This window comes from Hymenobacter cavernae (assembly GCF_014641455.1).
GTDB lineage: Bacteria > Bacteroidota > Bacteroidia > Cytophagales > Hymenobacteraceae > Hymenobacter > Hymenobacter cavernae.
Genome location: NZ_BMHT01000004.1, coordinates 303,628 through 320,200, shown reverse-complemented (window position 1 = coordinate 320,200; position 16,573 = coordinate 303,628). Strand labels below are relative to the sequence as shown.

Genomic DNA, 16,573 nt, shown 5'->3' with positions numbered 1-16,573 from the left:
GGACATATTACAGAATAAGTTGAGTTAGATCTGCGTAACTACGCTAATTTCCATATTGCATTCAGAGGCACCTCTAGCAGCAATCAGCCCCGGCCATTATGCTGGCTGAGCGGCTTGCACAACCAAAGATTTTACCGGTTCTTCCTCGGGAAGCCAAGCATCCAGCATTCGTTGGCAGAGCGGCAGCAGTGGCGCAAACAGCAGCACGCCTGCCACGTTGAAGAGTACGTGCGCGTGCGCAATCTGCCGGGCGACATCGGCGTGGCCAGCAAGGCGCACCACCAAGGCCGTGAACGGCGCAATCAGCAGCAGCCCAATGGTAATCGAAATCAGGTTGAAGCTGAGGTGAAATAGCCCCGTTTTGAGGGCTGCCCGGCCCCGACCAATGGTGGCCAGCAACGTGTCGGAACAGGTACCTAGCTCGGCGCCCAGCATCACGGCAATGCCAGCCGGCAGCGTGAGCAGGCCCTTGGCCGCCAGCTTAATGACCATGCCCAGCGTAGCCGAAGACGACTGAATAATCAGCGTGAGAAGCGCCCCTGCGCCGGCACCGCGCACCGGGCTTTCCAACTTGAGCAGCCACGCCTGCACGCCTCGGTAGTCTTTGAGTGGCGAAACGGCTTCTCCAATCAGGTACAGACTGAAAAACAACAGCCCAAAGCAGAACAGCGCCCGCCCGATGGTGCGGCCCTGACGCTTCTTACTCAAGGTCAGTAGCAGCAACCCCGGCAGCATCGCCACCACCGCGTACTGACCTAGGTCGAAGGCGAAGAGCTGGCTGGAAATCGTGGTGCCGATGTTGGCGCCGAGTACCACTCCCAGCGAATTGCGGAACGGCAGCGCGCCGGCACTGACCAGCGCAATAGCCAGGATAATCACCACCGATGAGGAGTCGAGCAGGGTCGTCACGACGGTGCCGGTCAGGATGGCCATGGGCACCGTTTTGGTGAAACGGTCCAGCACGCTCTTCACCCGCTCGCCGGCCACGTGCCGCAAAGCCAGCGCCAAGCGGCTCACTGCATACAGGAAGAGCACCAAGCCGCTGACACCGAGCAAGATGATGGATAACAAGGAAGAAGCCATACGGACGGAGCACGCAGCATTTGCCGCGCGTACTTCATCCAACGTAGCGGCCAAGCTCGGGGGCACGCCGCCGCCATGAAGAAATTGTTACCGAAGCGGCCGGCGCGCTGAAATGCAAAAGCCGCGGCCAAGTGGCTGCGGCTTCTGGGGGGTGGTAAGTAGTTTAGGATGATTGACGGCCGGCAAAGAGCAAACTCACTTGTAATGAAGTGAGCCCTAAGCCAGCAAGTAATACAAGGCGGCTAGCACAACCATGCTGGCCATGAAAACGACAACAATCAGTTCGTCGCGCGAAGAGGTAGAAGTAGGTTCCATAGGGTGATTAGGTTGCCCCAAAGGTAGCAGTTTTCGACACGCAGCTCCACCGTAGCGGCATTTTTCCGTGTTACGTTTTCACCTTCCCAGGACTGCACAAGCCTGATCAGCGTTACTGATGACTGCGTTTCAAGCGTTTAGCTGTGCAGAAAACAAAACCGCTCGGGTAACTTAGAACAACGCAAAAGCCCCGACGTTGCAGCGCCGGGGCTGATTCAGCTAATGAATACTAGTATCTTCTTATTGTATCGCTTTCTTACGCTGCAAAGGTGCAGCGCCGCTGTTACCAGAGTATGACGCAGCGGTTATGTTTAAGCATAGTCTGCCATCAGCAGCGCCAAGATGAACACTTGCGCAACCTAGGTCACCTAGCTTTGCGGCACTCAAACGCGCATGCAAGTGAGCCTGACTGCTCCTTCTAATCTTAGCTGCTTCTAAAAACAGAGCCCAGGGAAATTCCACCATCCTCTCTCCTACTATCCAGGCAATTCAGCAGGCTCTTTACTTTTGCCGCTTCTCCTTCCTCCTAAAACTCTTTTTCATGTTTAAGAAATACAGTGCGCTGCTCCTCATCCTGCTTTTGCCCTTGCAGCTATTGGCCTGGGGCGTGGTGGGGCACCGTGCCATTGGCACTATTGCCGAGCATCATCTGAGCGCCAAAGCTCGCCGGGAAGTGGCGCAGCTGCTCGGCCACGAAACCCTGGCGTTGGTCAGCACCTTTCCCGACGAAATCCGCTCTCGCCCGGAGTTTCGCTATACGTCGCCCTGGCACTATACGGAGTTCGAACACCTGTCGGGCCTAGCTTACGCGCCCTATGCGAAGGCCGTACAGGCGCTAACAGAGCCAAACGCCTACTCGGCCCTGCAACAGATGATGCAGCAGGTGAAAGACCCCACTAAGGCGAAGGAGGATAGAGCGTTTGCCCTAAAGTTTATCGTGCACCTGGTCGGCGACATTCACCAGCCCATGCACGCCAGCCACGCCGAAGACAAAGGCGGCAACGACATCAAGGTCAAGTTTCAGGGAAAAGACACCAACCTGCATGGCCTCTGGGATAGTGGCCTGATCGAGTACCAGGGCTTGACCTACCTGGAGTTGGCCCGTGCCTACGACCACGCCAGCAGCGCCCAGATTCGACAGTGGCAGCACGACGCGCCTATAACGTGGCTGTTCGAATCGTACCAACTCAGTGCGCCCCTCTACCAGGAAGCCGCGGCGCAGAACAATACCTTTGACTTTCGCTACTACCCGGCGCACGCAACACTGGTAGAGCAGCGCGTGCTGCAAGCCGGCATCCGGCTTGCCGGCTTGCTGAATGAGCTTTTAGGCTAGCGGCCGGCACAGCGCGGACGTTATTCCGCGAAGGCCGGCATGCATAGCCGCGACGTATGCTGTTAGCCCGTAAACAAAACCCACTCTCACGCAGACCAGCTGTGGGAGTGGTTTTTTGTGTTACTCACTTTATCTTGACTGGAAATAAATTGACCATTTTACAAACGAAAAAGCTATACTATAGGCCGCTTATCACCTAGCTCATCTTTCCTGTTCGTGACTTCTGTACCGCTGCGAGCTTGTATTTCCTGGACTGACGACGCACTACTAGCAGCCTTGGCAGCCGATAACCGCGCGGCTTTCGCAGAAATCTATGAACGGTATTGGTACCGCGTGTTTGCGGTAGCTTACCGCAAGCTAAAATCCCGCGAAATAGCCGAGGAGCTGGTGCAGGACTTATTTGCGACGCTTTGGCACAAACGGGCCGAGCAGGCCATTCAGCAGCTAGAGTACTATTTACTGGCCGCCATCAACCGCCGGGTCATCGGGTATTTGCGCGCCCATCAGGTGCGGGCGGCCTACGCCGATTATTGCCGCCGCTACCAGACCGAGACTAGCCAGGAAACCGAACACCTGCTTGCCGCCACCGATTTATCGGAGGCGTTTGCCAAAGCGTTGCTACGCTTGCCTGAACAGTCGCGGGAGATTTTTCGGCTGAGCCGCCTGGAGCACATTCCCGTAGCCGACATTGCGACGCAGTTGAATCTATCGCCGAAAGCCGTGGAGTATCACCTCACCAAATCCTTAAAGTTGTTGCGCACCTATCTGCGAGACTTCACGCTGGCAGCTACGATTTTTCTATTTATTCGGTAAATATTTTACACAGCAATTTGTTGAATGCCAAATACATATACAGCAAGCAGTAATACACCAGAAAAAAATTCACCAGGCATTTAGGGGTTACCAGAAGTTGCGCGTCTTCCTCAATAGACGCCCTCCTGCTCCCGTATGATGACCCAAGCTGAATTCGAATCATTGCTCCAACGCTACCTCGACGGCCAGAGCCGGCCCGGTGAGCAGCAGCTGGTGGAGAAATGGAGTGAGCAGCTAGGTCAGGAGGAAAACCTGATCCTCGACCGCAGCCTGCACGAGGAAGTTCGGGCTGAGATGTGGCGCCGCATCGTGCAGCTCACGGACGGCGAGGAGCAGGAAGAGTTGGTCGAAACACCCGTACTAATGCGGCCCCTTTCCTTCTGGCGCACGCAAGCCAGCCGCTGGGCGGCAGCTGCCGTGTTTGTTCTCAGCATGGGGCTAGGTTGGTGGCTGCTCCAACGGCATCAGCGCAATACAGAGCTAGCTACACTAACGGCAGCTTCGCAGTGGCTGGATCAGGTCAATACGCTTCAGCAGGCCCAAACGCTCGACTTGGTGGATGGCAGCCGCGTAACGCTGTACCCCGGCAGCCACCTGCGCTACCAAGTTGGCCTGACCGGTGCCCGCCGCGAAGTGCACTTAACCGGGCAAGCCTTCTTTAAAGTAGCCAAGAACCCAGCCCGTCCTTTTCTGGTGTACACCGATAAAGTAATCACAACCGTGCTAGGTACCAGCTTTATAGTGACGGCTTATACCGGCAATGAAGCTAGGGTAGCGGTCCGGGAAGGTCGCGTGGCAGTGCAGGCGCGCAAAGGTGCACAGCTGAACGCCACCCCTGCTCACCCGAATTTCAACGGCGTAGTTCTGCTGCCCAACCAGCAGGCAGTGTACTCTACTAAGACGCAGCATTTAGAAAAGGAACTGGTTACGAAACCTGTAATCCTGGCGGCGCAGGTGCTGGATTTCAAGAAGCGCCCCGTGACGGAAGTACTGGCAGCTTTGGAGAAAGCCTACGGCGTGAATATCGTGTATGACCCAATTAAGCTCCGCGAGTGCACCATCACCATCGCCTTTGATGATGGGCCATTGTTTGAGCAGCTCGATGTCTTATGTAAGGCACTGAATGGCAGCTACAAACGAGCGGATGACGCGCAGATAATCTTTGAGAGCACCGGCTGCAAGTCCAGTAGATCGTAGTTCGGCTTTCTTCTGATGCTGGCTTTCCTTGATCATAGCCCGCTTCCCACTCAGCAACCAATCAGTACTTCCTTCCGAGGAGTTGATGACGATAAACAACCAGGCAACACGCGCAAGGCAAGCGTGCTAGGTTCTCTTTGCCTTCTAAAAACCCATCTATTTCCACTGCAAACGATTTCGGCCTATGAAAAACCGTGTACCTTTCACGCGACGCTGGTATCCCGCTCGGCTAGTTGCGTGTAGTCTGTTGCTGACTAGCCCATTAGCTAGTATAGCCGCCCCTAGACCAGTCATTGCGCAGGTGGTGCTGGAGCGCAAAGTATCTTTCTCTGTCGAAGCGCAAACGATTGAGTCAGTGCTCAACCAGCTGGAAAAGCAACTCAACGTGCGGTTTGTCTACAGTCCGTCGCTCATCGGCTCCGACCGCCGCGTGACCTTGCAGGTTGAGGAGAAGCCGCTCACGCAGGTACTGGATGAGCTACTGGCGCCCCGCAAGATTCAGTACGAAGTGCGCAACAACCGCATCATCCTGAGTCAGCCTAGCCCCGGCAAATCGACGGCGGATGTGCCGGTTTCGGGGAAAGTGGTGGACGCCAAGGGAGAAGGGTTACCAGGCGTGACGGTGGTGGTGAAAGGCGCAGCCATTGGCACCGGCACTGGCCCCGATGGCAGCTTTACCCTCAACGTGCCGGAAAACAGCACGCTGGTTTTCAGCTTTGTAGGCTACACGCGTAAGGAAGTCCCGATTACAGGCGCTACTAGCAACTTGAGCGTGACGCTCGCCGAAGATACCAAAGCCCTGGGCGAAGTGGTAGTTGTTGGCTACGGCGTGCAGGAGAAAAAACTGCTGGCTACTTCTATTTCGTCGGTGGCGGCGAAGGATGTGGAGCTGCTGCCAGTAGCTTCTCCTTCCGAAGCGCTCGTGGGCTTGGTGGCGGGGGCGCAAATCACGGAGCCTTCGGGGGAACCGGGCGCGGGCGCCGTTATCCGCATTCGGGGGCTAGGTTCTATTTCGGCGGGTAATAGTCCGCTGTACGTGGTGGATGGCTACCCGCTCAACAGCCCCGACAGCTACTACCAGATTCCGCCGGGCGACATTCAATCGATTCAGATTCTGAAAGATGCGGCGGCTTGTGCCATTTACGGTTCGCGCGGGGGCAACGGCATCGTTATCGTGACCACCAAGCGCGGGCGCGAGGATGGGAAAACGCGCTTCAACTTCACGGCTAATTCTGGCATTATCCAGGTAGCCAAGCGCATCGACTTGATGAATCGCGACGAGTTCCTAGATTACCTCCGCGACTCGTTTGCCGCGACCAACAGGGCCGTGCCGGCTAGCCTGCAACCCGGCGCACCTGCCCTACCTGCTACTGATTGGCAGGACGAAATCTTCCGCACCGGCGTGCAACAGCAATACCAGCTGTCGGCCAGCGGCGGCACCAACAACTCGCGCTTCTACATCTCGGGCGGTTACTTCAAGCAAACCGGTGTGGTGCGTAATACCGGTTTTGAACGCTTTTCGTTGCGCGCCAACTACGACGCCCAGCTAAGCAAAAAAGTAAAGCTAGGGTTGAGCCTAGCTCCCAATTTCACCCGCACCGACGTGAAGCCGATTTCGGGGAGCTACAACGGCGGCAACATCTCGGGCGGCGGGCCGGGCGGCGAAACGGCCATCATCACGTCAGCGCTGATTATGCCACCCATCGTGCCGGTGCGCCTTCCCAACGGCGACTACGCCAACGTGCGCAATGGCGTGGGTAGTGCCCTCACGCAGCCGCTCGATCTGCTAAACCCGGTGTCCGCTATCGACCTGTATAAGGACCGCGCCAATGCTGTGCGCGGCCTAGGTACCGCCACCCTCGATTATGAGGTGGCAAAAGGGCTAACGCTGCACACCAACTTCGGCGCCGAGCTGCTAAACACCCGCCGCGGTATTTACGTGCCGGCTACCCTAGGCACCGCCAGCAACCAGCTCGCTAATCTTTCGAACCCTACGCTGAACAACATCGACGCCCGGCAGCTCAACAGCACGAACCTGAACTGGGTGTGGGAAAATACGGCGACTTACAACCGCACTTTTGCCACGGACCACAGCGTGACGCTGCTGGCCGGCTACTCGGCTCAGCGCAACACCAACGAGGGCAGCACAGTGCTCGGCCAGACCGGCACCTACACCAACACCGACCTAGAGTACGTAACCGCCGCCGGCCAGATTTTCGGCCAAGCGTCGTACGCGGCCAACTCGCTGACATCGGTATTCGGCCGCCTCGATTATGCCTTCAAGGAACGCTACATCCTGACGGCGGCCCTGCGTACCGACGGCTCCTCGCGCTTCGGCCCCGATAATCGGTTTGCCACGTTCCCGTCGTTGGCGCTGGCCTGGCGCGTGGGCGAGGAAAACTTTATTAAGGCCGTTCCGGCCATCAGTGAGTTGAAGCTGCGCGCTTCCTACGGCGTAACGGGCAACAACAACATCGGCGACTATAACTACCAGAGCTACCAGACGGCGACCAACTACGCGTTCGGCGCTGGTACCGGCACCCGCGCCTATGGCTTCTCGCCCAACGGCGTGGCCATCCGCGACTTAGGGTGGGAAACCAACACGCAGTTTGACGCCGGCTTCGACCTAGGTTTGTTCCGCGACCGGGTGTACCTGACGGTGGCCGCTTACCAGCGCAACACCACCGACTTGCTGCTCAACCGTAATATTCCGGCGGTGCTAGGTTTCTCAACGCGGGCGTTGGCCAACGTGGGCGAAGTGCGCAACCGCGGCCTAGAAATCCAGCTGAACACGGCCAACATCGTGAAAGGCGACTTTACCTGGAGCACAGCGGCCAACTTCACGCTCAACCGCAACAAGGTGCTAGCGCTAGCGGGCACCAACGAGCAAATCACCTTCGACGCCATATTCGGCTACACCAGCTCGATTCGGGTGGTGCCGGGGCAACCGCTGGGCGTGTTTTACGGCTACGAGCAAGCCGGCGTGTACCGCGACCAGAACGACGTGGACAACAGCCCCAAGTGGACGGCTAGCAACCTAGCGGTGCAGCCCGGCGACTTCAAGTTTGCCGACAAGAACGGCGACGGCCAGATCAACGCGGCGGACATTGGCGTCATTGGCAATCCGTTTCCGAACTTCACCTACGGCTTGCAGAACACCTTCGGCTACAAAGCGTTGTCGCTGGGCGTGACGCTGCAAGGCTCCTTGGGCAACGACGTGCTCTACGGCGGCGACCGATACACGTTCAACTTCCCCGGCCAAGTGAACGGCCGCACCGCCCTGCTCGACCGGTGGCGCAGCCCGGAAAACCCCGGCGACGGCAAAACGCCCCGCGCTACCACGGCTTCGTCGTTGCGCACGCAGTTCAACTCGTATTTCATCCACGACGCTTCGTTCCTGCGCATCCGCAACATTACGTTGCGCTACAATTTGCCCGATAGCTGGTCTAAGAAAGTTGGTCTGCAAAGCGCCAATGTCTACGCCTCGGCTCAGAACGTGTACACCTTCACCAAGTACATCGGCTACAACCCCGAAGCGAACAACTACGGCAACTCGACCAATCCCACCTACGGGGTAGATCAGGGCTCTTACCCCATGAACCGCACCCTCACGCTGGGCATCCAGGTTGGCTTCTAAACAGCGCATCAAAATTTCCTCTCCCTCCCATGACTTTCCACTACAAGAATATACTCGCCAGCATCAGCGTGGCGGCGCTGCTTGGCCTGGGTGCGCTGGGCACTACCTCGTGCAACAAAGAGTTCATCGACTTGAATGACCCGACGCGGGTGCCGACCACCGAAGGCTACAACGATTCGCTGAGCATTCTGACCGCCGTGACGGCCGCTTACTCTTCCTTGCAGGAGCTCTACGGCAAGTCGTCGCCCAGCAACCGGGGCATTTTTCTGTACGCCGAAGTGACTTCCGACAATAGCTTCGCGCTGACTTCGGGCGAGCGGCTCAACGAGTTCAACGACTTCACCCTCGTCAGCGACAATACGCACCTGCAAAGCCACTGGCTGGCCACGTACCGCGCCATTGCCCGCTGCAACATTGTGCTGAGCCGGGCCGGCGCCGTGAAGCTGACGGAGGCCACGCGCAACCGCCTCTACGCGGAAGCGCGCTTCATCCGGGCCCTGACGTACTTCAACGCCGTGCGCATTTGGGGCGATGTGCCGCTGGTGACCGGCGAAATTGCTTCCATCCCCGACGCCTACCAATTTGGCCGCGTGCCAGCCGAGCAGGTGTACGCGCTGATTGAAGAGGACCTAGCTTTTGCCGAGAACAACCTGCCCGTCACGCAAACTGCGGCCAACCTAGGTCGGGCTACGAAAGGAGCCGCTACGGGCTTGCTCGGCAAGGTGTATCTCACGCAGAAGAAGTACCAGCAAGCCGCCGACAAGCTCCAGCCGCTTGTCACGGGCACTACGTATTCGTTGCAGGCTAGCTACGCCAATATCTTCTTGACGAGCAACGAGATGAACAACGAGATTCTGTTTGCGGTGCGCTACAGCAAGGGCGGGCTAGGTATTGGCAGCCCGTTCACCAACTGGTTTCTGCCCATTGCGGTAACGGCCGTGAACGGTGGGTCGGGTAGTCCGCAGCAGTTCAACTCCGTTGATCCTGACTTGGTGGCTGCCTTTACCGCCAGTGGCAGCACCGACGTGCGCGCCGCCGCTTCCTACGGCACCGGCACCGACAGCCAAAACCGCACAGTGTACTACACCAAGAAATACATCGACACGCCCACTAGCTCGACCGACGCCGAAAACGACTGGATTGTGCTACGCTACGCCGACGTGCTTTTGATGTACGCAGAAGCAATAAACGAACGCAGTGGCCCCACCACGCAAGCCCTCGACGCCGTGAACCGCGTCATTCGTCGCTCGCGCAACCTGCCCGCGACTACCGCCAACGCCACCGTCGACCTGCCCATCGCGACCACCCAAGCCACGCTGCGCGACCGGCTAGAGCTAGAGCGCCGCCTGGAGTTGAACATGGAAGGGCACCGCTGGTTCGACCTCGTGCGCACCGAGCGCAACGGCACGAACCGCGCTATTCAGGTGATGAACGCCTACTTCGCCCGCAACGCCTCTACCAACACCATCGACAGCCACGACCTGCTGTTCCCTGTACCGATTCAGGAAATACAAACCAATCCTGTGCTGACGCAGAACCCAGGGTACTAGGTGTAAAACAACCTAGCCCTCGATCCAGAAATAAGGCTAGCATTGCGCTGTCTTACTACCACAACACCTTTCATGAAAAACCAACCTTTACAAAAGGCACTACTGGCCGTGCTGCTTGTGCTTGGCTCGTGGGCCGTTCAACCGCTTCGAGCACAGTCTACCCTTATTCAGAACATGCCCGCGCGGCGCGTGCTCAGCCTCGATGGCAACTGGAATTACATCATCGACCCCTACGAAAACGGCTTTTACGACTACCGCCGCGAGCCATTCGACCAATCGAAATCGGGCAAGGGCGGCTACTACGACAACCAGAAACCTAGCTCCAAGCAGGAGCCTGAACTGATCGAGTACGACTTCGACCACTCGGCCACCCTGCAAGTACCCGGCGACTGGAACTCGCAAGATCCCAAGCTGCTGTATTACGAAGGCACTATCTGGTACAAGAAAAGCTTCAGCCTGAAGCCGCAAGCCGGCAAGCGCTACTTCCTGTACTTCGGCGCCATCAACTACGAGTCGCACATCTACCTGAATGGCAAGAAGCTAGGTATGCACAAGGGTGGCTTCACGCCGATTCAGTACGACATCACCGACCGGCTCAGCCCCGACGGCGACAACTTTGTGGTGGTGAAGGCCGACAACACCCGCCGCCAGGATGAGGTACCGACCATCAACACCGACTGGTGGAACTACGGCGGCATCACGCGCAGCGCCTTCATCGCCGAAACGCCCGAGACCTACATCACTGATTACAAGGTGCAACTGGCCAAAAACGACCCGAATACGCTGGCGGGCTATGTACAGCTCAGCGGCAACAACAAGGCCGGCCAAACCGTGACACTCGATATTGCCGAGGCCAAGATTCGTCAGCAACTCAAAACCGACGCCGAAGGCAAAGCTAGCTTCAGCGTGCCGGCTAAGAAGCTCACGCGCTGGTCGCCGCAGAGCCCCAAGCTGTACGCCGTGAGCCTGAGCAGCGGCAGCGACGCGGTGCAGGACCACATTGGCTTCCGTAGCATCCAGACCCGCGGCGCCGACGTGCTGCTTAATGGTAAGCCGACATTCCTGCGCGGTATTTCCATCCACGATGAAAATCCACTCATTCCGGGCCGGGCGCGTGGCGAAGGCGACTTGCGCATGCTGCTAACTTGGGCCAAGGAGCTAGGCTGCAACTTTGTGCGCTTGGCGCACTACCCGCACAACGAAACCATGCTGAAGCTAGCCGACGAGCTAGGCCTGATGGTGTGGGCCGAAGTGCCGGTGTACTGGACGATTTCGTGGCAAAACCCCGCTACCTACCAAAACGCCGAAACCCAGCTCTCGGACCTCATTTCGATGGGCAAGAACCGGGCGGGCATCGTGGTATGGTCCGTGGGCAACGAAACGCCGCTGAGTGACCCGCGTCTGAAGTTCATGAGCAGCCTCGCCAAAAAAGCCCGCGAGCTAGACGACACCCGTCTGATTTCGGCCGCCCTAGAGTTGCATCGCGACGGCAACAATGTCATCGTGGATGACCCGCTGGGCGAGTACCTCGACCTAACCAGCATCAACGAGTACGCTGGTTGGTATTGGGGCGGCAAGCCGAGTGAAATCACCAAGTATACCTTCAATATCAAGTACAACAAGCCAGTAGTTATCAGCGAGTTTGGCGGCGATGCCCTGGCCGGCTACCACGGCGACGCCGAGACGCGCTGGAGCGAAGAATACCAGGAGGCTTTGTACCAAAATCAGCTTAAAATGCTGAGCACCATCGGCAACCTGCGCGGCATGACGCCCTGGATCCTGACGGACTTCCGCGCCACTCGCCGCCAGCACCCTGTGTACCAGAACGGCTTCAACCGCAAAGGCTTGATTTCAAGCTCGGGCCAAAAGAAAAAGGCCTTCTACGTGCTGCAAGAGTTCTACCGCCAGCAAGCCCAGAAGTACGACAGCAAGTAGCGCAGACTCTGTAGTCCGCGCATGAGGCTGCACAAGTCACCAGCGCGGACTACAAAGTTCGCGCTACTCAAACCCCGACCACAAAGCACGCTAAAACCCACCACGCATGAAAACACAACTTTTCTTGAGCATCCTCAGCCTAGGTCTGCTGACGTACTGCATTCCTAATCAGCAAACCGGTGAGGACAACCCTAGCCCCACCACGCCCGCCGTGACTGGCTTAAAGCAACTGGCTCCGTTTCCGATGGGCGCAGCGGTGAATGTGAGTTTGCTGAAAAACCGGCCCGCCTACGAGCAGACAGTCGCCACCGAGTACAATAGCCTGACTGGGGAAAACGCCATGAAGTTCGGCTCCTTGCATCCGAGTCAGACCACCTACACCTGGAGCGATGCCGACTACCTTGTGACGTACGCGCAGCAGCACAACGCCCGGGTGCACGGCCACACGCTGGTGTGGTACAAGTCGTTGCCGAGTTGGGTGACCAATTTTCAAGGCGATTCGGCGGCGTGGGAAAACCTAATGAAGACCCACATTCAAACCGTCGTCGCGCACTTCAAGGGCAAAGTGGCTTCCTGGGACGTGGTAAATGAAGCCTTCGAAGACAACGGCACCCTGCGCAACAGCGTGTGGCGCCAGCACCTAGGTCCCGACTTCATTGCCCGCGCTTTCCAATACGCTCACGAGGCTGACCCCGCCGCCCTGCTTTTCTACAACGACTACGGCCACGAGTGGGGCCCCACCAAGCGCACCGCCATTCTGAACCTAGTGAACGGCCTGAAAAACCGCGGTATTCCAATTCACGGCATCGGCTTGCAGATGCACACCAACATCAACCGCGCCGATACGAATCTAGCTACCGCCATCAGCACAGCCGGCCAAACGGGGCTGAAAGTCCACATTGCCGAACTCGATATTGCGTTGAATCCTGATAAAAAGGCTGGCCTCACCTTCACGCCGGAGCTGGCCGCCGCGCAAAAAGCGAAGTACAAAGCCATTGTGCAAGCGTTCAAAGCCCTGCCCGCCGCCCAGCGCTTCGGCATCACGACCTGGAACGTAGGCGACGCCGACACCTGGATCCGCGGCTTTTGCAGCTGCTCCGACTGGCCTTTGCCCTTCGACGACAACTACCAGCGCAAGCCCGCCTACGACGGCATCGTGGAGGCCTTGCAGTAAGACCCTATACCAATAACGTCATTCCGAGCTGAGTGAGAAATTTTGCGTGCAGTCGTTGAACGTCATTCCGACGAGAGGAAGAATCTGGCGTGCAATAGTAACTCCAATCGTCAGGTTTACCATTGCACGCCAGATTCCTCCTCTCGTCGGAATGACGTGCCTTTTTGCTTTTCTAACTTCTAACCGAATGCCTTTGCCTTCTTCTAAACGCCTATTCTTTTCTTTCCTGCTACTCTCGGTCAGCGCCTCTGCTTTCGCGCAACAGCAACCTAGCTCTGCGGCCATCGAGCAAAAGGTAACGGCCTTGCTCCAGCAAATGACGCTGGAGGAGAAGGTAGGTCAGCTGAACCAGTACTCCGGCCGCGAGCTAACTGGGCCGGCGAGCAACCGCAAGAACGATCTGCTCAACAGCATTCGGAGCGGGCAAGTGGGCTCCATGCTGAACGTAAAGGGCGTGAAGGACACACGTGAAATCCAGGCGGAGGCGCTGAAGTCGCGCTTGAAGATTCCGCTGTTGTTCAGTCTCGATGTTATTCACGGTTACAAGACGGTCTTTCCGGTGCCGCTGGCCGAAGCCGCTAGCTGGGACATGGCCGCTATTCGGCTCAGCGCGCATGTGGCAGCCAAGGAAGCTGCCGCCTCGGGCATCCACTGGACATTTGCGCCGATGGTGGACGTAGGCCGCGACCCACGCTGGGGCCGCGTGATGGAAGGCGCTGGCGAAGACACCTACCTAGGCTCGCAGATCGCCAAGGCTCGTGTGCTCGGTTTTCAAGGAGAGAAGCTAGGCGGCACCGATGCCGTGATGGCTTGCGCCAAGCATTTCGCCGCGTATGGTGCCGCCATTGCCGGCCGCGACTACAACGCCGTAGATATGAGCCAACAGCAACTCTGGGAAACCTACCTCCCGCCCTTCAAAGCGGCGGCAGATGCAGGCGCGGCCACGTTCATGAACTCGTTCAACACCCTGAACGGTACTCCGGCCACCGCCAGCAGCTACCTGCAGCGCGACATTCTGAAAGGCCAGTGGAAGTACCAGGGCTTTGTAGTATCAGACTGGGGCAGCATCGGCGAAATGGTACCGTGGGGCTACGCCCAAAATTTAGCTGATGCCGCACAGAAAGCCATTGCGGCCGGCAGCGACATGGACATGGAAAGCGACGCCTATCACCAGAACCTAGCTCACCTCGTGAAAGATGGCAAGGTAGACGTAGCTCAAGTAGATGAAGCCGTGCGCCGTATCCTGCGCAAGAAGTTCGAGCTAGGCTTGTTCGACGATCCATACAAATTCTCGGATGCCAAGCGCGAAAAGAAGGTGCTGAACGATCCGCAGAACCGCGTGGCGGCCCGGCAGATGGCCCAGAAATCGATGGTGCTGCTGAAGAATGAAAACAATGCGCTGCCCTTGGGAAAGCAGCTCCGTAAGATTGCCCTTATCGGTCCGCTGTCCAAAGCGAAACGCGACCTAGGTGGCAGCTGGACGGTGCTGGCCGACACAACCGAAATCGTTTCTATATATGATGGCCTGACCAAGAGAGCGGGCAAGAATACGCAGGTGCTTTACGCAAAAGGCTGCGACGTAGAAGGCAATTCCCGCCAAGGGTTTGCCGCTGCCGTGGAAGCCGCCAAGCAAGCCGATGTAGTCGTGCTGACGGTAGGAGAAACTTGGGACATGACCGGCGAAGCTAAGTCGCGGGCCGATATTCACCTGCCGGGCGTGCAGGAGGAGTTATTCAATGCCCTAAAAGCCACTGGAAAGCCAGTAGTGGCGGTGATGCTGGCAGGGCGCCCCTTGATATTCAATAATATAGCCGACCGTGCCGAGGCTATTCTGTACGCGTGGTGGCCGGGCTCGGAAGGCGGCAATGCCCTGGCCGACGTGCTCTACGGCGACTACAACCCCGCGGGCAAGCTGCCCTCGTCCTTCCCCCGCGCAGTCGGGCAGATTCCCGTTGCCTACACGCAGTACAGCACCGGACGCCCCGTGACGATGCCCGGTCAGATCAAGTATAAGTCGGCCTATATTGATGTGCCCAACACGCCGCGCTACGCGTTTGGCTACGGCCTGAGCTACACCACGTTCCGCTACTCCGACCTGAAACTCAGCAGCCCGACTATGACGGCGGCCGAATCCATTCAGGTGCAATTTACCCTGACGAACACCGGCAACGTGGCCGGCGAAGAAGTGACGCAGCTTTATCTGCACGACCCAATAGCTTCCACTGTGCGCCCGTTGAAAGAGCTGAAGGATTTCCAGAAAGTGATGCTCAAGCCCGGCGAAAGCAAAACCATCACCTTCACCATTGACAAGGAAAAGCTAGCTTTCTACAACCAAAAGCTGGAATGGGTAGCCGAACCCGGCGACTTCAACCTCATGCTCGGCAGTGCATCGGACGATATTCGGCTGGAAGGCAAGTTCACACTGCTGCCGTAGCTAAGCTGATTTTACTATTATCAATGAGGTATAGACGCAAACTATTGCATCTATACCTCATTGACTTTAAGACCGATATGGCTTGGCGACCACTAGTTTATCACCGGATAGGTCAACTTCAAACAAGTGCGGAATACGGCGGTAATGCCCTTTTATGTCTTTGTGGCTGTGAATAGACATTAGCAGCTTGCCATCGAAGGTGCGGAATAGCATGCCGTGCCCGTAATTGGGCGGGGTGATGGGGTCTTTTTCTTGTTGCCAGGGGCCGTCGAGCGTGCCGCTTGCTGAGTAAGCCACGCCTTGGGTGTACACGTCATACACCCAGCTGGTCCAGATCATACCCAGTCGCCCGGTTTTCGTCCGAAACAGGTAGGGGCCATCGGTCACTTTATTAGGGCGGTCGTGGCCGGCAGCGTCCTTTTCCCGGCTCCAGGGCGAGTCGCTGGCGCGGAACAGGATCTTGCTTGCCCCGGTCGTGCCGCTCAAATCAGGCTTTAGTGCTATCTTTTCGATGGTTCCATCCAGGACCTGCACCCATTCGTGGCAGTAAACCAGGTACGGCTTGCCGTCCTTATCAATCCAAAAAGTACCGTCTAAAGTCGACTTGTTGGCCGGCAGATAGGTTTCATCCTGCATGGGCACGAAGGGGCCATCGGGCTTGTCGCTCACTAGCACGTGGCTGGCCCGCCGCTCCAGGGCGCTTCCCTGCACGGTATCAATCTTGATGGCCCGGTTGGTGAAGGTGGCGAAATAGTAGTATTTACCCTTATAAGGGTGAATTTCAGCGGCCCAGATCATCGGCGTTGGTCCCATCCAGGAGGCGGGGTTGGGCTTGGCGACCTGATAAGGTCCGTCCCAGAGCCGCAAGTCCTTACTCTTCCACAACAGCCCACCTGTTCCGGTCATGTAATACAGATGCGTCTTCGCGTCGGCCAGAATGAACGGGTCGCTCAGGCCGATAGAATCCAGCGGAACATTTTTCCTCAAGACCGGAGGTCCTGTTCGCTGGGCCGTCGCGGCTAGTGAAAAGTGCAGGCAGCCTACTAAGAGCAAGAGCAGCCAGCCAGTGTTCGGGCGGCGTAGCGTGGGGTGGGCAAGCATA

Annotated in this window: 10 protein-coding genes; 8 read left to right on the top strand and 2 right to left on the bottom strand. The window is 57.6% G+C overall.

What is annotated here, in order from left to right:
• Window positions 1–96 precede the first annotated feature (96 nt).
• A complete protein-coding gene (locus tag IEX74_RS12405; protein WP_188814313.1) occupies window positions 97–1,083 on the bottom strand; it encodes a Na/Pi cotransporter family protein in 987 nt (328 codons plus the stop codon).
• An 856-nt stretch (window positions 1,084–1,939) separates the two neighbouring features.
• Between IEX74_RS12405 and IEX74_RS12400 the strand changes: the two genes are divergently transcribed.
• The 8 genes from IEX74_RS12400 (at window position 1,940) to IEX74_RS12365 (ending at window position 15,471) form a co-directional block, all read left to right on the top strand.
• Window positions 1,940–2,731, top strand: a complete 792-nt coding sequence (locus IEX74_RS12400; protein ID WP_188814312.1) for a S1/P1 nuclease — start codon at window positions 1,940–1,942, stop codon at window positions 2,729–2,731.
• A gap of 216 nt (window positions 2,732–2,947) precedes the next feature.
• Window positions 2,948–3,544, top strand: coding sequence for an RNA polymerase sigma-70 factor (locus IEX74_RS12395; protein ID WP_188814311.1), 597 nt, complete (start codon window positions 2,948–2,950; stop codon window positions 3,542–3,544).
• A gap of 135 nt (window positions 3,545–3,679) precedes the next feature.
• The gene (locus IEX74_RS12390) at window positions 3,680–4,741 is read left to right on the top strand and encodes a FecR family protein (protein ID WP_188814310.1); all 1,062 of its coding nucleotides are present in this window, start codon (window positions 3,680–3,682) and stop codon (window positions 4,739–4,741) included.
• A 184-nt stretch (window positions 4,742–4,925) separates the two neighbouring features.
• Window positions 4,926–8,378 (top strand): TonB-dependent receptor, encoded by a 3,453-nt coding sequence (locus tag IEX74_RS12385; protein WP_188814309.1) that lies wholly within the window; start codon window positions 4,926–4,928, stop codon window positions 8,376–8,378.
• A 29-nt stretch (window positions 8,379–8,407) separates the two neighbouring features.
• Complete coding sequence (locus IEX74_RS12380; RefSeq protein WP_188814308.1) at window positions 8,408–9,928, top strand: RagB/SusD family nutrient uptake outer membrane protein; 1,521 nt, start codon at window positions 8,408–8,410, stop codon at window positions 9,926–9,928.
• A 72-nt stretch (window positions 9,929–10,000) separates the two neighbouring features.
• Window positions 10,001–11,863 (top strand): glycoside hydrolase family 2 protein, encoded by a 1,863-nt coding sequence (locus tag IEX74_RS12375; protein ID WP_188814307.1) that lies wholly within the window; start codon window positions 10,001–10,003, stop codon window positions 11,861–11,863.
• 106 nt (window positions 11,864–11,969) lie between these two features.
• Window positions 11,970–13,037 (top strand): endo-1,4-beta-xylanase, encoded by a 1,068-nt coding sequence (locus tag IEX74_RS12370; RefSeq protein WP_188814306.1) that lies wholly within the window; start codon window positions 11,970–11,972, stop codon window positions 13,035–13,037.
• 193 nt (window positions 13,038–13,230) lie between these two features.
• A complete protein-coding gene (locus tag IEX74_RS12365; protein WP_229755251.1) occupies window positions 13,231–15,471 on the top strand; it encodes a glycoside hydrolase family 3 N-terminal domain-containing protein in 2,241 nt (746 codons plus the stop codon).
• Window positions 15,472–15,537: 66 nt separating this feature from the next.
• On the opposite strand, the gene IEX74_RS12360 is transcribed toward IEX74_RS12365, so the two are convergent.
• Complete coding sequence (locus IEX74_RS12360; protein ID WP_188814304.1) at window positions 15,538–16,572, bottom strand: glycoside hydrolase family 43 protein; 1,035 nt, start codon at window positions 16,570–16,572, stop codon at window positions 15,538–15,540.
• Window position 16,573 lies beyond the last annotated feature (1 nt).